The sequence below is a fragment of the Rhodocyclus gracilis genome (assembly GCF_009617575.1).
Classification (GTDB): domain Bacteria; phylum Pseudomonadota; class Gammaproteobacteria; order Burkholderiales; family Rhodocyclaceae; genus Rhodocyclus; species Rhodocyclus gracilis.
Genome location: NZ_WIXJ01000003.1, coordinates 77,795 through 97,753, shown reverse-complemented (window position 1 = coordinate 97,753; position 19,959 = coordinate 77,795). Strand labels below are relative to the sequence as shown.

The following is a 19,959-nucleotide window of genomic DNA, read 5'->3' as shown; positions in this document are numbered from 1 at the left end:
GGGGCGGCGCGCCGGTGAAGCCGCCGTCCGCCCGTCTGCCTACCGCCCCCTTGCCAGCGGGTGTCGACGCGGGCTTTGCCGAGCGCGTCATCGACTGGCAACGACAGCACGGTCGCCACGATCTGCCCTGGCAGCAGCGCGATTCGGCGCGCGATCCGTATCGTGTCTGGCTGTCCGAAATCATGTTGCAGCAAACGCAGGTCGCGACGGTCATCCCCTACTACCTGCGCTTTCTTGCGCGCTTTCCGACCCTCGACGCGCTGGCGGCGGCGCCGCTGGGCGATGTACTCGAACACTGGGCGGGACTCGGCTACTACGCGCGGGCGCGCAATCTGCACCGCTGCGCGCAAACCCTTGTCGCCGAGCACAACGGCCGCTTCCCGCCTGCGGCGGAGCGTATTGCCGAACTGCCGGGCATCGGCCGCTCGACGGCGGCGGCGATTGCCGTCTTCGGCTTTGGCGAGCGTGCCGCCATCCTCGACGGCAACGTCAAACGCGTTTTCGCGCGTCACTTCGGCATTGAGGGTTTCACCGGCTCACCCGCTATCGAGCGCCGCCTGTGGGCGCTGGCCGAGGCACTGCTGCCCACGCAGGGCGTCGACGCCTACACGCAAGGGCTGATGGACCTCGGTGCGACACTGTGCACGCGCGGTCAGGCGCGCTGCAACGACTGCCCGCTCGCCGCCGGCTGCGTCGCCCGCCGCGAGCAACGGCAGGCCGAACTGCCCTCGCCACGTCCGAAAAAACACGTTCCCGAACGGCAGACGACCTTCCTCATTCTCGATGACGGCGCCCGCGTGCTGCTTGAACGGCGCCCCGCCAGCGGTATCTGGGGCGGCCTGCTGGCGCCGCCGGAACTCGTCAGCGGCGGCCTCGACGACAGCGCCCCGCCGGCGACCGACCTTGAGGCCGCCGCCATCAGCGATGCCGAACGAACAGCAGCGAGTGCGCTCGCCCGCCGCCACGGCTGCCGGTTGCGACAGATGGAGGTTCTTCCGGCATTGACGCATGTATTCAGCCACTTCCGGCTGCATATCCGCGCCTTGCGCTGCCATGTCACCGCGCCGGGTGGCGGTATCGCCGAAGACGGCTGGTACTGGCTGGCCCGCAGCGCCCACGCGCACACGGCAGAAGCGACACTTGCGCGTGCCGCCTTACCGGCACCGATCCGCCGGCTATTCAGCGCGCTGCCGGACTGAAGCGGGCAATCGCCCAGCGCCCGAGAAATATCCCTGCCGCCAGCGTCAGGAAGCCTGCCCCCCAGCCAGCACGGCTTCCCGGCCCGACGAGATCGAGGGCAAGGCCGAAAAGCACAGGCCCCAAACCAGCGCCGGCAAAACCGACCGTCGCGTACACCGCCAGCGCGGCGCCGCGTTCGCTCGGCGCGGTCCCGGTGAGGAGGCCGGCCGTCATCGCCGCCGAATCGAGGTTCATCGTCGCCGCGTAGATCAGCAGCAAGGGCGCCAGCAGCCAGCTCCAGTGCGGCGGCGTCAGCGCGACAGCCAGCGCCAGCAAGCCCGAGGCTGGCATGACCCGCGTCAGCCAGCGGCGACGCCCCCAGCGCTGCGCGCCCTCGTTGCCGAGAATGCTCGCCGGCACCGCCAGAAACGTTGCCAGTGCGGCAATCAGGCCGGGCGATGACGTCCACAACGACGGCGCCACCGCCTCGACCCAGACGAGATAGGCGACCAGCCAGCTCCGAAAGGCGAAAAGCTCCCAGTTGTGGCCAAAATACGCCCCGCAATAGGCAATCACCCGGCGGTCACGCAGTACGCGACGCCAGCGCGCGGGATCGGGGCGCTGTGCCACGGGCGCCTTGGGCGCCACGCCCAGCCAGACCAGCGCAGCCGCCGCGAGGGAGGCCAGCGCCGCGAGGCTAAACAGGGTGGGCCACGCCAGCCAGCGCTGCGCCGCATCGACCCACAGGAAGGAAATGCCGGCGCCGACGCCGAAGCTCGCCGTGTAGAACGCCGTGCAACGCGACTGCGCGGAAGGCGGCAGGCGGTCAGTCAGCGCTTTCAGACCGGGCATGTAGGTGCCGGCGAGCGCCAGTCCGGCCAGCCACCACCAGGCGAGGGCGACGTTCAGAGCGCGCGCCGTCAAGGCGAAACCGGCCAAGGCCAGCGCCGACATAAGCGCACCGGCAAGATGTACGCGGCGCGCGTCGATGCGATCGGTCAGGTTGAGCAAGAGCGGCACGGCGAGGATGTAGCCGATGAAATACATGCCCCCCAGCCAGCCGCCCTGCGTCGCGCTCATCTGCCACATGGACGTGAAATGCGGCAGCAGCGACGGCGCCAGTGCGAAACCGCTCATCGAAAGGATTTCCGCCAGACAGAAGAGCGCGGTCAGGCGCCGCGCGGCGGTCGCGTCGACGGCGAGCACGGGCGCCACGGTTGGCGCCCTAGGCGGCGTACTCACCGGCGGAGCCGGGACACCCCGGCCACTCGCGCGGCGTCTGAATCGCCACTCATGCGAGGCCGGGAGCCTCCGTTCCGGCAGCGGTCGCACCCCAGCGCTGCATCAGCGAATGCGGCACGCGCAACTGATCGAGAATGCGCGCAACGACGAAATCGATCAGCGCATCGACGCTTTGCGGGTGGTGATAAAAGCCAGGATTGGGCGGCAGGATGACCGCCCCCGCGCGCGCCAGACGCAGCATGTTTTCGAGATGAATCGCCGAGAGGGGCGTTTCACGCGGCACCAGAATCAGCCGCCGCCCCTCCTTCAGCACCACGTCAGCGGCGCGTTCGATCAGCTTGTCCGCCAGGCCCTGCGCCACGGCAGCAAGCGTTCCCATCGAACACGGGCAGATCACCATGGCGTCGGGTGGATTGGAGCCGCTGGCCACCGGCGCGAACCACTCTTCGCGGCCGTAGACCTCCAGCGTTCCAGGCAAATCGGCGTAGCGCTCGCGCAGCGTCGCACGCAGGTCGGCGGCCCGTGCCGGCAATTCCAGCCCCATCTCCTGCCGGGCGACGATCTGTGCCGCCTGCGAGTACAAAAGCTGCACGCGGCAGCCGGCCGCCAGCAGGCATTCGAGCAGACGAACCCCGTAGGGCATGCCGGAAGCGCCGGTAAAGGCGAGGCAGACGGTATCAGGCATGCGGAACTCCGGAGTCGGCGGATAGCCGGGTGAGGGGCGCCACCTCGCCATCTGGCGGCGGCGCGTCGGCAGGCGCCTCGGCAAGCAGGCGCGCGGCGATCAGGCCGTTGATGATACCGAAGCCGAGCGCTGCCACGAAAAAGAAGGGAACCATGTAAAACAGACCGTTATGCGGAATCAGCCACAGGCGCGCCAGCACCAGCTGACTGCCGATGTGCGCGAAGGCCGCCAAAATACTCCAGCTGACCGGCCCGAACCAGCGCCGGGGTAGACGATACGCCAGCCCGAGCACGGCGAGACTGCCGAGCGCGCCCGCCAGACTGAGAAAGAAGCCCGGCGCCAGAAACTGCCCCAGGAGCAAGGCACCGGCAATGACGCGCAAACCGCTCACCCACGCCGCCGTGCGCCAGCCATAGCGCGCCAGAACGATCAGGGTGACGATGTTCGCCAGCCCCGGCTTGATGCCCGGCAAGGGCAAGGGAATCGCCGCGTCGATCAGCGACAGGCCGACGGCAGCGGCGGCCAGTTGAGCGATGCGATGGTCCTCCGGCGTCGTCAGCAAGGCCACCGTACGCGACGCGGCAGGCGCGTTGGGCTCACTCACGCGCTGCCTCCGCCGCACGGGCGCTGCCGCGCTCAATAACTAAGCGAGTCATACGCCTCCCGATTTCCCTTGATCTGCACGCTCACCTGATTCGGCGCGCAAATGGCAATCTCGCCCGGCCGCTCCAGCCAGCCCTGCCGCACGCAATACTGACGCGGCCCCGGATCGGCGACGACGCGCACCCGCCGACGTTCGACGGCAATCGTCGTCGTCCCGAGCGGCCCCGGCACGTCGATACGGCGATCACGCCCGAGATCGAGTTCGGCGAAGACCTCGCCCCCCCGCTTGACCACCGCTTTCTCGGCAACGCCGGCCTGAAAGGCGAGCGGAAACGACACTGCCACCAGCCCGGCGCCCGCCGCTGCCACCGCCCAGTCGCCGGGGCGGACGAAATCCAGCCAGCGCATCAGGCGCTCCCGGTAGCGGGCGGCGCAATCTGACGGTGGCGAACGAGAACGCGGGCATGCGACTGAAACAGGCGCCCCAGATACTCGGCGAAATACACCGAGCGATGCTGGCCGCCCGTACAGCCGATGGCGATGGTCAGGTAATTGCGACTGTCGCGGATGTAGGACGGCAGCCAGTCGCCGATGAAGCGGGCAATGTCGTCGCGCATGCGCAGCACTTCCGGCTGGCTTTCGAGAAACTCGAGCACCGGCAGGTCGCAGCCGGTCAAGGGCCGCAGTTGCGCGTCGTAATGCGGATTGGGCAGGCAGCGCACGTCGAAGACAAGATCGGCGTCGAGCGGCAGCCCATGCTTGAAACCGAAGGACTCGAACAGCAAGGTCAGTCCCTGCCCCGGCTCGGCGGCGACGAACTGGCGCACCCAATCGCGCAGCGTATTGGGCAGCACGTCGCTGGTATCGATGTGATGCCCGAGTTCGACCAACTCCTCGAGTCGCAAACGCTCCTCGGCAATCGCCTCCGACAGGGTGCTATCGCCAATCGCCAGCGGGTGGCGCCGCCGCGTTTCGGAAAAACGCTTGAGCAGCGTCTCGTTCTTGGCGTCGAGGAAGAGGAACTGCAGTTGCAGGTCGTGGGCACGCAAGGCATCGAGCTGCTGCGGCAACATGGCGACGCTCTCGCCGCCGCGAATGTCGATGGCCACCGCGCATTTGTCGTAGCCCTGCTGGTCGAGCTGCCCCACCAGCTGCGGCAGCAGGAGCGACGGCAAATTGTCGACGCAATAGTAGCCGGCATCCTCAAGCACCTTGAGGGCGATCGATTTGCCGGAACCGGACAGGCCGCTGATAAGGACGAGGTGCATGCGCTTCAGGATAGCGGAACGCCGCCCGACGGGGCAAGCCGGAAGCTGGAGAACGACACCGCCAGCTCCGCGCCGATGCCTATCCACGACCGGGCCAAGTGAAACAACGCCACTGACGGCTCGAGCCTGGTCATGCCCGACACGCCCAATCGGCATTAATCCTTCGCCCGCACGCCACACGTTGTTACAATTGGCAACAATCGCCTAACCCTCCGGCAAGACTCTTGCCCTGAAATGAACTTGAACCACCTGCAGGCTTATTGCCAGTCCGTTTCACATGTCTGGGGACTGAACCGGACACGACGTGCCGTCCGAGTTTCACGTTACCTACTGCGAGGACTGATCAATCCACTCGCCGCCTTCCACTGGTCATCCGCCGTACGAAGCGTCCCGGAACTCCAGCTTTGCCTCACGCACAATCCGCGTTTCCTGCTGAAACCGAGCCGGCACTATCTCAACCGCCACTATTCGTTCGCCCAGCGCGCCGCCGTCATTGCCAGCCACCACGCCGTGCTGGCCCGCCTGTTGGCGCCGGAACAACGCCTGCTCCTTGTCAGCGGACAGTCCATCCGGCTGGCCGAAATCATGGGAAAGCGCGGGACTCCCTACGCCATTACCCTTTGCAGAACCGACAAATTCGACCGTGAAGGCGAGTTGATCCTGGGCTTGCGCGACAGCGCGCAGCAACGCGATGTCTTTCGCCTCGCCTTTTCGCTGCACGCCACGATGAAAACGCTCTCGCTCGAGATTGGCTGCATCCAGGGCGTACGCAGCCCGGATGCCCGCGAGCTGATCAAGGTGGCAACCAAAGAGTGCCACGGCATCCGGCCGAAAAACCTGCTTTTGGAAGCACTCATGCCGCTGGCGCGGGTCTGGAATGTCGGTACTGTTTTCGGCGTCTCCAACGCGTCGCGCGTTTACCGCAGCGCTGCCACCTTCGCCGATTACGACACGCTCTGGTCAGAGGTCGGCGGCATTGCCGAGGCCGGCGGCAGATTCCGGCTGCCTTTGACGCTGGCGCACCGCGAGTTGAGCGAGATTCCCAATCACCACCGCTCCGAGTACCGCAAAAGGAATGCCCTGCGCAGCGATCTTGCCGAAAAAGTCGCCACCACCGCGACGGCGCTGCTGCGAGATTCCGTCGAGCGCGCAGATCGCCTCTGGCACGAAACGAATCGTCCGGCGCCCAAGCAACGCCCGAAAGTGAGCCTCGCCTGACGGGCGAGCGGCGCGTTTAGCCGTCGGAGCGACGCACCGACGATTCGGCGAGGCCGCGCGCCGCCATGGCGGCAGCAGGCACTGGGGCGGCTGACGGCAAGCCGATGCGTTGCGGCAGCAGCGAGCCGGCGATCATGCCGAGAATGCTCATGGCGAAGCCGATCAGTTGTGGCGGAACGATGCTGTCGTCGCCGAGCACGGCTTCGACGGCGAGCCAGGACGCCAGCCCGCAGAAGATCGCCGTCAGCGCCCCCTGCGTCGTCGCGCGCTTCCAGAAGGCGCCGAAGAACAACGGCACGAAAGCGCCCGCCAGCGTCACCTTGTAGGCGTTCTCGACCATCTGGAAGATCGAGTCGTTGGTATTAAGAGCGAACAACAGCACGACGCCGGCAAAGCAGACGATGGTGATGCGCATCATGCGCAGGAAGGCCTGATCGCTGATACCGGGAAAATAGGCGCGCACGATGTTCTCGGAAAAAGCCACCGAGGGCGCCAGCAGCGTTGCCGACGAGCAGCTCATGATCGCCGCCAGCACGGCGCCGAAGAAGATCGCCTGCGCCGCCACCGGCGTGTGTTGCAGCACCAGCGTCGGCAGCACCAGTTGCGGGTCGGAGTCGATGAGCGCCGTGAATTGCTCGGGAGCGATCAAGGTCGCTGAATAGGCGATGAACATCGGTACGAAGGTGAAACAGAAGTAGATCCCGCCGCCGAGCACCGACGCCCAGATGGCGATCTTCGCGCTCTTCGCCGAGGTGACGCGCTGGAAGACGTCCTGCTGCGGAATCGAGCCGAGCATCATCGTCACCCAGGCGCCGAGAAAGCCCAGCCACTCGACGGCACCGCCGGTAGGAAAGAGATCCAGCTTGCCGGCGGCTGCGGCGTGGCTGATCACGACATCGGCGCCGCCGGTCATGCCGGAGACCAGATAGCCGATATAGAGCAGGCCGCCCATGACGACGCCCATCTGCACAAAATCGAGTATCGCCACCGAGAACATGCCGCCAAAGGTGGTGTAGGTGAGGACGATGAGCGCGCCGAGCACCATGCCCGCCTGCTGCGAAATCGCGCCGTCGGTCACGACATTGAAGACGAGGCCCAGCGCCTTGATCTGCGCCGACACCCAGCCGAGATACGACGCAACGATGCACAGCGTCGTCAGCACCTCGACCGTGCGGTTGTAGCGCATGCGGAAGAAGTCGCCGAGTGTCAGGATGTTGAGCTTGTAGAGAACGGCGCCATAAAAGATGCCGGCGATGACAAGGCACAGGCTGGCGCCGAACGGATCGGCAACGACGCCACGCACGCCCTCCTTGACGAAGGTCGCCGAAACGCCGAACACCGCCTCGGCGCCGAACCACGTGGCGAAGACCGTCGCCGTCACCACCGGCAAGGGCAAGCGCCGCCCGGCGACGGCGAAATCCTTGGCGTTATGCACCCGCGTCGCGGCATACAGGCCAACGCCAATCGAAGCGACGAGGTAAAAGGCGACAAACCAGACGAGCATGGCCGGGCGGAATCCGCGCAGAGTGGAAAAAATGGCAGCGAATTATACGGTTATCAGGCCCGGCGGGGCGCTCGGAAAACACAGCGGCGGCAAGGTTTTCGCCCAGCCGTGGCAAGACGTCCACACGCCCCCTCACACTCGCTTCATCCACATTTACTGTGGATAAGTCTGTGGGTAGCGCGTGGGAAGGCAACGCAAGTGTCTAAGCCGACAGGAAAGCGCCTGCTCCGCTGCAAAAAGAGGCAGCCGGCTCAGGCATCGCCGGGAGTCGGCGTCCGGGAGTCGGTGCGCGCCAGGGCCACGCGATTACGCCCGCCGCTCTTGGCGGCGTAGAGCGCGAGATCGGCGGCACGGGCGAGTTCAGCATCGGTCTGACCATGCTCGGGATAGAGCGCCACGCCGATGGAAACGCTGAGTGCCGTCGCCCCTTCGCCGCTACCCAGCGTCAGTTCGGCACAGGCCGCGCAAATCTGCCGGGCACGCGCCAGTGCCGCCGCCTGCGCCATGTTCGGCAGCAGGACGATGAATTCGTCGCCGCCAAAGCGGCAGACGATGTCCTCGGTGCGCGCATGCGCGAGCAGCAAGGCGGCCACCTGGCGCAGCGCGTCGTCGCCGACTTCGTGCCCCAGTTCGTCGTTGATCTGCTTGAAGCGGTCGATATCGAGGAAAAGGAAGGCGATGGCGTAACCCTCGCGTTGCGCACGCGCGAATTCGCGTGGCCGCGTCTCCTCGAGATAGCGCCGGTTGAAGACACCGGTCAGCGGATCGCGCAGCGTCTGCTCCAGCAGTTGCGACTGCAAGGCCTGAATCTGCGCAATCTGCGTGCGCAGGCTCTGGTTGGCGCCCTCCAGTTCTTCGCGCATGCGAAAACGCTCGGTCGCATCCTGCGCCAGACACAAGACGCCGATGACCTCGCCGTCGGCGTTGATTTCCTGCGAGTTGCTCCACTCGCAAACGATCACCCGGCCATCGCGGGTGAGGTTGTGATTGACCGAGTGCCGAACGCCGCCGCCGATCAACACCTGATCGAGCACCTCACGAACTTTCGGCATGTCTTCGGGAATGACCATGCGCTCGATCGAACGGCCAAGCATTTCGCCGGCATTCCAGCCAAAAATGCGTTCGGCGTTGCTGTTCCAGCCCGCCACATGCGCGCCACGGTCGAGGAGGATGAAGGCGAGCGGCGCTTCTTCGTAAATGGTCCGGTAGCGCCGCTCGCTCAACTGCAATGAGGCCTCGATCTGCCGACGCAGCGACGCCTCCGTTGCCAGCCGTCGGTTGTTGTGGAAGATTTGCAGCGAGAAGAGCAAGGCACTGAGCACCGCGCCGAGCAACCCGAACATCATCCACGTCATCCAGCGCGGGATATGCCAGGCATCCGGCTCATAGAGCAGGCCGTCGAGCGAGATGCCGGGCGGCAACATGCCGAGTTCGGCGTAGATGTCGGCAATGTGCTGCCAGCGCCCGGGATAGGTGTAGCCGATGTCGACAGGCCCCGGCTGCACCAGGGGCGCCATGTGCGCCGCCTCGTAGCGCAGATGATCGCGACTCTTGCGCTGGCTGTACTTCTGCAGGATCAGATCGATGATCTCTTCCTGATGCTCCATCGCGTAATGCCAGCCGCGCAGACTCGCCTGCCGAAAAGCGGCCACCACGGCCGGCCGCTCGTTCACCATCTGCTCGGTGGTAAACAGGTTGTCGCCGTAAAAATCGATGCCCGAGGTGCGCGGCGAATAGAGAGCAAACGGCGTTTGCGACTGCGTCAGGAGAAACGGCTCGTCGGTGGAATAAACCGACATGGCCTCGACTTTCCCCGAACGCAGGTCGTCCGGATGAAAGCCGTGCGGCACCAGCGTAAAGCTGCCGGGCGCCAGCCCCTCACGCCGCAAGTAAGCAAACAGCTCGGCCGCCGCCGGCTCGATCATCACCGGCCGCCCGGCGATGCTATGCAGACTGCCAACGCCGGAGGGATCAAGCATCATCATGGCGAGCGGCGAATGCTGGAAGATCACGGCCAGCACAACGGGCTTCTGCCCGCGCGCGAAGCGCAACAGGAGATCGCTGTTGCCGACGCCGAACTCCGCGCGCCCTTCGAAAACGGCGTCGGTCGGATCATGTTTGCCGTCGGCCTCCTGGAAACGCACATCGAGGCCGACGTCGCGGTAATAGCCGCGCGCGGCCGCCGCGTAATACCCGGCAAACTGGAACTGGTGCTGCCATTTGAGCTGCAGGGTGACGGGCGTCAGCGTTGCCGCATCACTGGTCGACTCGCTGACCATCGGCGTGGCCGCCGCGGCGCCAGAGCCTTTTTCCGCCGGCGCCATCGGAGCCCCGGCGAAAGCGTGCGGCGCAAGCAGCGCCCCGCACGCGCAGAGGAGCGCCAGCCAGCGCCCGCCGCGTCGCCAGTCAAAGCAGGGTCGCATCACGTGCTCGCTCACTCGCCCCGCTTAGAGCCGGCGGACGACGACGCTGCCGATGGAGTAACCGGCGCCGAAGGAGCAGATGACGCCCGCGTCACCCGCCGCGAGGTCGTCGCGGTGACGGTGGAAGGCGATCACCGAACCGGCCGACGCCGTGTTGGCGAATTCGTCGAGGATCACCGGAGCCTCATCGGCCGTCGCTTCGCGCCCGAGCAGGCGCCGCGCGATCAATTGGTTCATCGACAGATTGGCCTGATGCAACCAGAAACGGCGCACGCCCGCAGGCGACAGCGACAGATCGGCAAGATGCGCGGCAATGTGATCGGCCGCCATCGGGCAGACCTCCTTGAAGACGCGCCGCCCTTCCTGCCGGAAGAGCTTGTCGCGGGCGGCAAAATCACCGTCCTCGCTGCGCGTCAGAAAGCCGAAATTGTTGCGGATCGCATTGGAGAAGCGCGTCACCAGACGAGTGCCCAGCACCTCCCAGCACCCGCCGGCGCCGACGGGATTCGTCGGCGGATCGAGGTCAGCACGTTCGATGACGAGCGCCGTACACACGTCGCCAAAGATGAAGTGGCAGTCGCGATCCTGCCAGGCCAGATGCGCCGAACAGATCTCCGGACTGACAACGAGCACGGCGCGCGCCGATCCGCTGCGCACCGCATTGGCCGCCTGTTCGATGGCAAAGGTGGCCGACGAGCAGGCGACGTTCATGTCGAAGGCAAAGCCCTGTTCGATCCCCAGCGCGTGCTGGATTTCGATGCCCATTGCCGGATACGGACGCTGCATGTTGGAAGCGGCGCAAATCACCGCGTCGATATCTGCGGGCTGGCGGCCGGCGGCGGCCAGCGCCTGCCGGGCGGCGGCGACCGCCATTTCGGCTTGCAGGGAAAGCTCGTCGTCGGCACGCGCGGCAAGGCGCGGGCGCAGACGCTGCGGATCGAGCACGCCCTCCTTGTCCATCACATAGCGACGGCGGATGCCGGAGGCTTTTTCGATGAAGGCGACGCTCGACAGCGCGAGCGGCGCCTGCTCGCCACGGGCAATGGCTTCCGCGTTGCGGGCGTTTTCCGCCTCGGCATACGCGTTGAAGGCGCTGACCAGTTCCTCGTTGTCGATAACGTACGGCGCAGTAAACAAGCCGGACCCGCTGATGACGACGCGCTTCATGGAACTGCTCCCTGTTCGAATTTTTCGGGTTGTTCGAATTATGCGAAACGATGCTGACGACGAATAACGATCCACTTCCCTAAAAAACCACGATCTCCTGCACTACCCACACGCGCATCGCGCCTGACGGCGCACCGCCTCTGACCCCTCAGAAGAAGTAGCGCGCCAGCAACAAAGCCAGCAGCAGGAGAGCGATCAAACCCAGCAAGGCGTTCTGCTGCCGCTGCGTCGCCGCGATCTGCGCCAGCAAGGGCGTCGGATCGACGGGCGCCGGTTGCGCCAGCGACTGATGCACCAGACGCGGCAACTGCGGCAGCGTGCGCGCCCAGTTCGGCACCTCGCGCTTGATGCCGTCGACGAAAGCGCGCCAGCCCAGCTGCTCGTTCATCCAGCGTTCAAGGAAAGGCTTCGCCGTCTTCCACAGATCCAGCTCGGGATCGAGCTGGCGACCGAGCCCTTCAATGTTGAGCAGCGTCTTTTGCAGCATGACGAGCTGCGGCTGGATTTCGACGTTGAAACGGCGCGAAGTCTGGAAGAGCCGCAATAGCACGCGACCAAACGAAATCTCGCGCAGCGGCCGGTCGAACACCGGCTCGCAGACAGCGCGGATTGCCGCCTCGAACTCGTCGATGCGCGTATCGGGCGGCGCCCAGCCGGCCTCGACGTGTGCCAGCGCGACGCGCTTGTAGTCGCGACGGAAGAAGGCGAGGAAATTCTGCGCCAGGTAGTTCTTGTCGACGTCGGTCAGCGTGCCGACGATGCCGAAGTCGAGCGCGATGTAGCTGCCGTGATGCTCCGGATCGGTGGCGACGAAGATGTTGCCGGGATGCATGTCGGCGTGAAAGAAGCCGTCGCGGAAGACCTGCGTGAAGAAAATCTCGACGCCGGCACGCGACAAGGCCGGCAGGTCGATGCCCGCCTCGACCAGCGCCTCGGTCTGGCTGATCGGGATGCCGCGCATGCGCTCCATGACCATCACCGTCGGCGTACAGAAATCCCAGTACACCTCGGGAATCTGCAGGATGTTCGAGCCGGCGAAATTGCGCCGCAGCTGCGAGCAGTTGGCGGCCTCGCGCATCAGGTCGAGTTCGTCGTAGAGATACTTGGCGAATTCGGCGACGACTTCGCGCGGACGCAGGCGACGACCGTCGGCCCAGACCTTCTCGAGCAACCCCGCGAAGGTATCGAGCAGGCCAAGGTCGTGAGCGATGACGTCGCGCATCGACGGCCGCAGGATTTTCACCGCCACGTCAAAACCGCCGTCTTCGGCGTGCAGCCGCGCAAAGTGAACCTGCGCAATCGACGCGCTCGCCACCGGCGTCGCGTTGAATTCGGCGAACACCTCGCTCGCCGGCCGACCGTAGGCCTTGGCGATTTCCGCCAGCGCCAGCTCGGAAGAGAAGGGCGGCACGCGGTCCTGCAGCTTCGCCAGCTCGTCGGCGATGTCCGCCGGCAACAGATCGCGCCGCGTCGACAACACCTGCCCGAACTTGACGAAAATCGGCCCCAGCGACTCCAGCGCCAGACGCAGCCGCTCGGCGGGCGGCACCGTGAAGCGACGCCAGAAGAAGAACATCCGCGTCAGGGCGACCAAGCGACCGCTCGACTCGTGTTCGAGGATCATTTCGTCAAGCCCGTAGCGGACAGAAATGCGGAGAATCTTGGCGAGGCGGAAAAGACGCATTGAGCGGGCGGACGGTGTCGGCAGGCGGAGGGAAGGCGTGAGTTTATCCCGAATCGGTGCGGGCGCGGCAGCGCTGGCGGCGGCTCATGTAACGAGTCGTAGCGCGATTCGCGCGCCCCTCGCCGCGCATCGGCCTGCCCCTCGCCCGCACCGCACCCAGACCGCCCGCCATGCCACGACGCCGCGCACGCGCGAGCTTCGCCCGTCGCGTCGTATAATCGGCCCTCGATAAAATCCAGCCCATCCTTCAGGATTCCTGATGAGTCAAGACATCAAGCTCCACCTCGCCGACCTGCTGCGCACCGCGCTCGCCAGCGTCGTGCCCGCCGGCGACGAGGCGACGAGCCTCCCGGCGATCACGCTGGAACGGCCGAAACAAGCCTCGCATGGCGATTTCGCCTGCAACATCGCCATGCAACTGGCGCGTACGCTCAAGCGCAATCCGCGCGAACTGGCGCAACTCATTCTCGGCGAACTGCCGCCCTCGCCCTACGTCGCCTCCGTCGATATCGCCGGCGCCGGCTTCATCAATTTCCACCTGCAACCAGCGGCCAAGCTCGACGCCGTCGCCGCCGTGCTGCGCGCGGGCGATGCCTACGGCCGCTCGACGGCGGGTGCCGGACGGCGCGTGCAGGTCGAATTCGTGTCGGCCAACCCGACCGGCCCGCTGCACGTCGGCCACGGCCGCGGCGCCGCCTACGGCGCCAGCCTCGCCAGCCTGCTCGCCTTTGCCGGCTGGGATGTGACGCGCGAGTACTACGTCAATGACGCCGGCCGGCAGATGGACATCCTCGGCGTGTCGACCTGGCTGCGCTATCTCGACCGCGCCGGCGAGCATGTTGCCTTCCCCGGCAACGCCTATCAGGGCGACTACGTGCGCGAGATGGCGGCGCAACTGCACGCCACGCAAGGCGCACGCTTCGTTCGCCCGGCGGCCAGCGTCGTCGCCGGCCTGCCCGCCATGCCGGACGCTGAACGCAGCGACGACGAAGCCAAGCAACAACGCGAATTGCACCTCGACGGCCTGATCGACCGCGCCAAGACGCTGCTCGGCGACGACTGGGCCTTCGTGCACGGCTTCGCGCTGAACGAGCAATTGAACGATTGCCGCGACGATCTGGAAGGCTTCGCTGTCCATTTCGACGTCTGGTTCTCGGAAAAATCGCTGTTCGATACCGGCCTCGTCGCGCGCTGCATCGACAAGCTCGAAAAAGCCGGCCATCTCTACACGCAGAACGGCGCCCGCTGGTTCCGCTCGACCGCCTTCGGCGACGAGAAAGACCGCGTCGTGCAACGCGAAAACGGCCTGTACACGTACTTCGCCTCCGACATCGCCTACCACCTCAACAAGTACGAGCGCGGTTTCGACCGCATCATCAACGTCTGGGGCGCCGACCACCACGGCTACATCCCGCGGGTGAAGGGGGCGCTCGACGCCCTCGGCCTTGACCGTGAGCGTCTGGACGTCGCCCTGGTGCAGTTCGCCGTCCTCTACCGCAACGGCCAGAAAGCCTCGATGTCGACGCGTTCGGGCGAATTCGTCACGCTGCGCGAGCTGCGCGGCGAAGTCGGCAACGACGCCTGCCGCTTCTTCTACGTGCTGCGCAAATCCGACCAGCACCTCGACTTCGACCTCGATCTCGCCAAGAGCCAGTCGAGCGACAACCCGGTCTACTACGTGCAGTACGCGCACGCCCGTATCGCCAGCCTGCTGGCGCAAAGCACCGACGCCGCCCTGCCGGTGCCGACGGCGGCGCGCCTGGCGCTCCTCTCCGGCGCACGCGAAGTCGCGCTGGCCGCCTGTCTGGGCGAATTCCCCGAAGTCATCGACGCCGCTGCAGCCGAACTCGCACCGCACGCCATCGCCTTCTACCTGCGCGATCTGGCCGCCGAGTTCCACAGCTACTACAACGCCGAACGCATGCGCGTCGACGATGCCGAACTGTGCGCAGCGCGCCTGACGCTGGCGGCCGCCGTTGCCCAGGTCATTCGCAACGGCCTGGGCCTGTTGGGCGTTTCCTGCCCGCAATCGATGTAAACGAGAAGAAACCATGAGCCGCGACATGAAGCCCCGCAGACAACCGGCACCGCGCAAATCCGGTGGCGGCACCCTGGTCGGCCTGTTCATCGGACTGGTGATCGGCGTCATCGCCGCTGCCGCCGTCGTCTGGTACATCAACAAGACGCCAACGCCCTTCACCAACAAACCGCAAGGGCCGGCACCGGCGAGCAGCAACGCCCCCGCGCCGGCGGCAAACGAAAAGAGCAACAACAACAGCGCCACGCCCGCCGCCCTGCCGGGCAAGCCCGGCGACCCGGCGCCGGAAGCCGGCAGCGACAAGCCGCGCTTCGATTTCTACAAAATCCTGCCGGGCGCCGCCGAACCCACTCCCGATACCAAGCCGTCCGGCAAGGGCGACAGCGATGCCAAGAGCAAGAACGACAAGTCGGACAAAGCCGAGAAATCGGATAAAGCCGACAGCGCCGCGCTCAAGGAACCGACCTTCCTGCAGGCCGGCTCCTTCCAGTCGGCGGGCGACGCCGACAACCAGAAGGCCAAACTGGCAATGATGGGCGTTGAAGCGACCGTGCAGCAGGTGATGGTGCAAGACAAGGTGTGGTACCGCGTCCGCCTCGGGCCGTTCTCGCGCAGCGACGATCTTGCCAAGACGCGCGCCGACCTCTCCCGACAAGGCGTCGACGCCACCGTCGTCAAGAAGGACTAACGAAGAAAGGCTCGAAAAATGCGTATGCAGACGATCAAGACTCTCACCGGCTGGTGCGCCGGCATGCTGCTCGCCCTGACGGCAACGACCGCCATGGCGCAATCGGCAGCCGTCGCCGGACGCGACTTCGCGCCGATTGACCCGGTGCAGGCGACCGACTCGCCGGCCAAGATCGAAGTCCTCGAATTCTTCTCCTACGGCTGCCCGCACTGCAACGACCTCAACCCATTGCTCGTGAAATGGGTGGCGCGGCAACCGGCGGATGTCGTCGTTCACCGCGTCCCGGTCTCCTTCGGCCGACCGCAATGGGCCATCCTCGGCAAGCTCTACTACGCGCTCGAAATCACCGGCGATCTCGCGCGACTCGACGGCGCCGTCTTCGCCGCGCTGCATGAAAAGGGGCTGCGCCTCATCGACGAGCGCAGCATCACCGAGTGGGCCGTCGCGCAGGGCGTCGACGCGCGCAAGTTCGCCGATGCCTTCAACTCCTTCAGCGTCGCCAGCAAGCTCAACCGCGCCGAGCAGATGGTGCAGGCGTACAAGATCGACGGCGTCCCGGCGATCACGGTCGACGGCAAATACCGCGTGCTGGCGCAAGGCCCGCTGGAAGCGCTGCTGACACAGAGCGACCGCGTCATTGCCAAGGCCCGCGCCGATCGTAGCGGCGCCAAAAAGCCCGCCCCCAAGAAAAAATAACACGCCACGGACGGCTCCCCTGTCACGCAGCCAAGCGCGCCAACGCCACCGTCCGTGCCCGTCACACACAGGCGCGGCGGCATGAGCGGAAAGCCTCGCCGCCTCTTCATCACGGGCGCCTCGTCAGGTATCGGCGAAGCGCTCGTGGCGCATTACGCCAGCGACCAGACGATCATCGGCGTCGTTGGCCGCCGGCCGGAGCGTCTGCACGCGCTGGCGCGCCGACTGCCCGGCCAGATCATCGCCTACCCGCTTGATGTGACCGAAGCGGACGCACTGGCCGCTGCCGGGAGCGACTTCATCGCCCGCTTCGGCGCCCCCGACGTCGTCATCGCCAGCGCCGGCGTCTCGGTCGGCACGCTCAGCGAATACGCCGAAGACCTCGCCGTGCTGCGGCGTGTGCTCGACATCAACGTCTACGGCATGGCCGCTACCTTCTCGCCTTTCATCGCCGCCATGCGAGCCGCCGGAGGCGGGCGGCTCGTCGGTCTCGCCTCGGTAGCCGGCATTCGCGGCCTGCCCGGCGCCGAAGCCTACAGCGCCTCGAAAGCCGCCGCGATTACCTACCTCGAAAGCCTGCGCCTCGAACTCGCCGACTCCGGTGTGCGTGTGGTGACGATCTGCCCGGGCTACATCGCCACGCCGATGACCGCCGTCAACCCGTACCCCATGCCCTTCCTGCTGCCGGCCGACGAGGCCGCGCGCCGCTTCGCGCGCGTCATCGAGCGCGGCGACAGCTACGCCGTGGTTCCCTGGCAAATGGGCTTCGTCGCCAAGCTGCTGCGCCTGCTGCCGAACGCGCTGTACGACCGACTGTTCGCCAAGGCGCCGCACAAGCCACGACAACTGCCGCTCTAGGCGGCCATCGCGGCCTGCCGGCGGTGCGTTGCACCGGCCGCGGAAGCAGACCGGCGCGCCTCCGGCACAGGGCCACCGCCCCCCCGTGAAACCCGGCCCGCCGGCACGCCGCGACGGCCGGGCTTTTTGACCAAAATCAAGCGCCTGTGGCGCAGGCTGGCTATACTTGGCGCCTTCGTTTGACGAGAACACCCATGCTCAACCAGAAACTCCCCGAGCTTGTCTGTCCCGCCGGCAGTCTGCCCGCACTGAAGAACGCCATCGATAACGGCGCCGATACGGTGTACTTCGGCTACCGCAACGATACGAATGCCCGTAATTTCGCCGGTCTGAATTTCGACGCCAAAGCCATGGCGGAAGGCATCCGTTACGCCCACAACCACGGCCGCCACGTGCTGCTGGCGATCAACACCTTCCCGCAACCGGGACGGCTGGCCGACTGGCACCGCGCCGTCGACGGCGCCGCCGATCTCGGCGTCGACGCGGTGATCATCGCCGACGTCGCCCTGCTCGACTACGCCAGCCGGCGCCACCCCAATCTGCGTCTGCACCTCTCGGTGCAGGGCTCGGCCACCAACTACGAAGCCGTCAACTTCGCGCACCGTGAATTCGGCGTGAAGCGTGCCGTGCTGCCGCGCGTGCTGACGCTGGCGCAGGTCGAGCACGTCATCAAGAACACGCCCATCGAGATCGAAGTCTTCGGCTTCGGCAGCCTGTGCGTGATGAACGAAGGCCGCTGCTGGCTCTCCTCCTACGCCACCGGCGAGAGCCCGAACACCGTTGGCGCCTGTTCGCCGGCGAAATACGTGAAGTGGGAAAAGAGCCCCGGCTCGATGAGCACGCGGCTGAACGGCGTCCTCATCGACCGTTTCGGCGACGACGAACCGGCCGGCTACCCGACCTTGTGCAAGGGCCGCTTTGAAGTCAACGGCGAGACCTATTACGCACTGGAAGAGCCGACCAGCCTCAACGTCCTCGAACTGCTGCCGGAAATCGCCCGCATCGGCGTCTCGGCGATCAAGGTCGAAGGCCGCCAGCGCAGCCCCACCTACGTCACGCAAGTGACGCGCACGCTGCGTGCGGCCCTCGATGCGCTGGCGCGCGAAGGCGAGCGTTTCTCGGTCAAGCCGGCCTGGCACGCTGAGCTGGCGAAGGTTTCCGAGGGCACGCAAGCGACGCTCGGCGCCTACAACCGCCCCTGGCGCTAAACCACGCCACCGCCGCGTCCGCCCGTCCCGTCGCGCCACCGTCTCATTCCCTACGCCGCCAGCCCGCCCCCGCCTGTTTGCGGCAGAACGAGAAACACACAGAGAAGCTGCTGATGAAAATCTCCCTCGGACCCCTGCTCTACTTCTGGCCGAAACAGGAAGTGCTCGAGTTCTACGCCGATGTGGCGCAGAACCCGGCCATCGACATCGTTTACCTCGGCGAGGTCGTCTGTTCGCGCCGTCAGCAATTGCGTCTGGCCGACTGGATCGGTCTGGCGCGCGATCTGGTCGACGCCGGCAAGGAAGTCGTCATCTCGGCGCAAGCCCTGCTCGAATCGGAAAGCGACCTGAAGACGCTGCGCCGCCTGATCGAGGAACTCGGTGACCGCTGCATGATCGAGGCCAACGACCTCGGCGCGGTGAGCCTGGCCGCCGGCAAGCCCTTCGTCGCCGGCCCGCACCTCAACATCTACAACGAAGGCACGATCGCCACCTACACGCGCTACGGCATGAAGCGCTGGGTGCCGCCGCTAGAAGCCTCGCGTGCGCAGATCGCCGCGCTGCATGCCGCCCGTCCGCAAGGGCTGGAGACCGAAGTCTTTGCCTTCGGCAAGCTGCCGCTCGCCTTCTCGGCCCGCTGCTTCACGGCGCGCCACTACACGCTCAACAAGGACGACTGCCAGTTCAAGTGCATCGACCACCCGGAAGGGATGACGCTGACGACGCGCGAGGGACAGCCCTTCCTCACCATCAACGGCATCCAGACCATGTCGGCGCAGAGCTACAACCTGCTCGGCGAAGTCGCCGACATGGCGGCTCTCGGCATCGACATCATTCGCATCAGCCCACAACCGCAGCACACGGCGGAAATCGTCGCCGCCTTCGACGCGGCGCGGCGCGGCCTGCCGGCAACGGCGCGCGCCGAATGGAATCCCAACGGTCTGGTCGATGGCTATTGGTTCGGCGACGCCGGTATCGTCCAGCGTCATCAGGCCGCGCTCAATCAACTGCAAGGAGTCGACGCATGAGCACGCTTCCCAACATTCCCCGTTTCAAGTTGCCGCCGCTCGTCGCCAACATCACCCGCCGTCTGCCGCAATGGCCGCACGCGCTCGTCCTGACCGCCGGCCTGAATGCTGCCGCCAAGATGAAGCTCTTGCCCGACGACAGTCTGGCGCTCCTCGACGGCCGCAGCTTCCTCGTGCGCGTCAACGACACCGGTGGCGAAGCGCGCTTCGTCTATCGCGGCGGCCTGTTCCGCCCGGTATTCGCGACGACGGGCGACGCCGACCTCATCTTCTCGGCCAACCTGTCGGCGTTCCTGCAAATGCTGGCGCGCCAGGAAGACCCCGATACCCTCTTCTTCAATCGCGAACTGTCGATCGAAGGCGATACCGAGCTTGGTCTTGTCGTCAAGAACATGCTCGACGCCATCGAGTGGCCGCAAATGCCGAAGATGCCGGCCTTCCGGCGCTAAACGCCAGGCGGCTGGCGGCCG

18 protein-coding genes are annotated in these 19,959 nt (G+C 66.1%); 9 read left to right on the top strand and 9 right to left on the bottom strand.

Annotation, left to right across the window (positions count from 1 at the left end; translation table 11 throughout):
* The first annotated feature begins 14 nt into the window (after window positions 1-14).
* Window positions 15-1,199 (top strand): A/G-specific adenine glycosylase, encoded by a 1,185-nt coding sequence (gene mutY, locus GHK24_RS06275; protein ID WP_340666121.1) that lies wholly within the window; start codon window positions 15-17, stop codon window positions 1,197-1,199.
* Here mutY and GHK24_RS06270 read toward each other — a convergent pair.
* The 5 genes from GHK24_RS06270 to rapZ all read right to left on the bottom strand — a co-directional run bounded on the left by GHK24_RS06270 (window position 1,180) and on the right by rapZ (window position 4,977).
* Window positions 1,180-2,394, bottom strand: a complete 1,215-nt coding sequence (locus GHK24_RS06270) for an MFS transporter (RefSeq protein ID WP_340666120.1) — start codon at window positions 2,392-2,394, stop codon at window positions 1,180-1,182. The genes mutY and GHK24_RS06270 overlap by 20 nt on opposite strands.
* A 76-nt stretch (window positions 2,395-2,470) precedes the next feature.
* The gene (locus tag GHK24_RS06265; RefSeq protein ID WP_153470698.1) at window positions 2,471-3,106 is read right to left on the bottom strand and encodes a flavin prenyltransferase UbiX; all 636 of its coding nucleotides are present in this window, start codon (window positions 3,104-3,106) and stop codon (window positions 2,471-2,473) included.
* Window positions 3,099-3,668 (bottom strand): Gx transporter family protein, encoded by a 570-nt coding sequence (locus GHK24_RS06260; RefSeq protein ID WP_194286393.1) that lies wholly within the window; start codon window positions 3,666-3,668, stop codon window positions 3,099-3,101. Before GHK24_RS06260 ends, GHK24_RS06265 begins: the two co-directional genes overlap by 8 nt.
* A 74-nt stretch (window positions 3,669-3,742) precedes the next feature.
* A complete protein-coding gene (locus GHK24_RS06255) occupies window positions 3,743-4,117 on the bottom strand; it encodes a NusG domain II-containing protein (protein WP_153470695.1) in 375 nt (124 codons plus the stop codon).
* Window positions 4,117-4,977, bottom strand: a complete 861-nt coding sequence (gene rapZ, locus GHK24_RS06250) for an RNase adapter RapZ (RefSeq protein WP_153470692.1) — start codon at window positions 4,975-4,977, stop codon at window positions 4,117-4,119. The genes GHK24_RS06255 and rapZ overlap by 1 nt, the downstream gene beginning before the upstream one ends.
* A gap of 240 nt (window positions 4,978-5,217) precedes the next feature.
* On the opposite strand from rapZ, the gene GHK24_RS06245 reads away from it, so the two are divergent.
* Complete coding sequence (locus GHK24_RS06245; protein ID WP_194286386.1) at window positions 5,218-6,195, top strand: VirK/YbjX family protein; 978 nt, start codon at window positions 5,218-5,220, stop codon at window positions 6,193-6,195.
* A 16-nt stretch (window positions 6,196-6,211) separates the two neighbouring features.
* Here GHK24_RS06245 and GHK24_RS06240 read toward each other — a convergent pair whose 3' ends face one another.
* The 4 genes from GHK24_RS06240 to ubiB form a co-directional block, all read right to left on the bottom strand.
* Window positions 6,212-7,699 carry a high affinity choline transporter 1 gene (locus GHK24_RS06240; protein ID WP_153470686.1) on the bottom strand — a complete coding sequence of 496 codons (1,488 nt, stop codon included), beginning with the start codon at window positions 7,697-7,699 and terminating at the stop codon, window positions 6,212-6,214.
* A gap of 251 nt (window positions 7,700-7,950) precedes the next feature.
* Window positions 7,951-10,122 carry a diguanylate cyclase gene (locus GHK24_RS06235; RefSeq protein ID WP_153470683.1) on the bottom strand — a complete coding sequence of 724 codons (2,172 nt, stop codon included), beginning with the start codon at window positions 10,120-10,122 and terminating at the stop codon, window positions 7,951-7,953.
* 24 nt (window positions 10,123-10,146) lie between these two features.
* Window positions 10,147-11,289: a beta-ketoacyl-ACP synthase III gene (locus GHK24_RS06230; protein WP_153470680.1), complete on the bottom strand. Its 1,143-nt coding sequence runs from the start codon at window positions 11,287-11,289 to the stop codon at window positions 10,147-10,149.
* A 148-nt stretch (window positions 11,290-11,437) separates the two neighbouring features.
* Window positions 11,438-12,973 carry a ubiquinone biosynthesis regulatory protein kinase UbiB gene (gene ubiB, locus GHK24_RS06225; RefSeq protein WP_153470677.1) on the bottom strand — a complete coding sequence of 512 codons (1,536 nt, stop codon included), beginning with the start codon at window positions 12,971-12,973 and terminating at the stop codon, window positions 11,438-11,440.
* A 259-nt stretch (window positions 12,974-13,232) separates the two neighbouring features.
* Between ubiB and argS the strand changes: the two genes are divergently transcribed.
* The 7 genes from argS to ubiT all read left to right on the top strand — a co-directional run bounded on the left by argS (window position 13,233) and on the right by ubiT (window position 19,938).
* Window positions 13,233-15,011 carry an arginine--tRNA ligase gene (gene argS, locus GHK24_RS06220; protein WP_153470674.1) on the top strand — a complete coding sequence of 593 codons (1,779 nt, stop codon included), beginning with the start codon at window positions 13,233-13,235 and terminating at the stop codon, window positions 15,009-15,011.
* A gap of 25 nt (window positions 15,012-15,036) precedes the next feature.
* Window positions 15,037-15,699: an SPOR domain-containing protein gene (locus GHK24_RS06215; protein ID WP_228384567.1), complete on the top strand. Its 663-nt coding sequence runs from the start codon at window positions 15,037-15,039 to the stop codon at window positions 15,697-15,699.
* An 18-nt stretch (window positions 15,700-15,717) separates the two neighbouring features.
* Window positions 15,718-16,395: a thiol:disulfide interchange protein DsbA/DsbL gene (locus tag GHK24_RS06210; RefSeq protein WP_228384566.1), complete on the top strand. Its 678-nt coding sequence runs from the start codon at window positions 15,718-15,720 to the stop codon at window positions 16,393-16,395.
* 81 nt (window positions 16,396-16,476) lie between these two features.
* Window positions 16,477-17,253: an SDR family oxidoreductase gene (locus GHK24_RS06205; protein ID WP_153470668.1), complete on the top strand. Its 777-nt coding sequence runs from the start codon at window positions 16,477-16,479 to the stop codon at window positions 17,251-17,253.
* Between the two features lie 194 nt (window positions 17,254-17,447).
* The gene (gene ubiU, locus GHK24_RS06200) at window positions 17,448-18,461 is read left to right on the top strand and encodes a ubiquinone anaerobic biosynthesis protein UbiU (RefSeq protein WP_153470665.1); all 1,014 of its coding nucleotides are present in this window, start codon (window positions 17,448-17,450) and stop codon (window positions 18,459-18,461) included.
* Window positions 18,462-18,574: 113 nt separating this feature from the next.
* The gene (locus tag GHK24_RS06195) at window positions 18,575-19,489 is read left to right on the top strand and encodes a U32 family peptidase (RefSeq protein WP_153470662.1); all 915 of its coding nucleotides are present in this window, start codon (window positions 18,575-18,577) and stop codon (window positions 19,487-19,489) included.
* A complete protein-coding gene (gene ubiT / locus GHK24_RS06190; protein WP_153470659.1) occupies window positions 19,486-19,938 on the top strand; it encodes a ubiquinone anaerobic biosynthesis accessory factor UbiT in 453 nt (150 codons plus the stop codon). The genes GHK24_RS06195 and ubiT overlap by 4 nt, the downstream gene beginning before the upstream one ends.
* Window positions 19,939-19,959 lie beyond the last annotated feature (21 nt).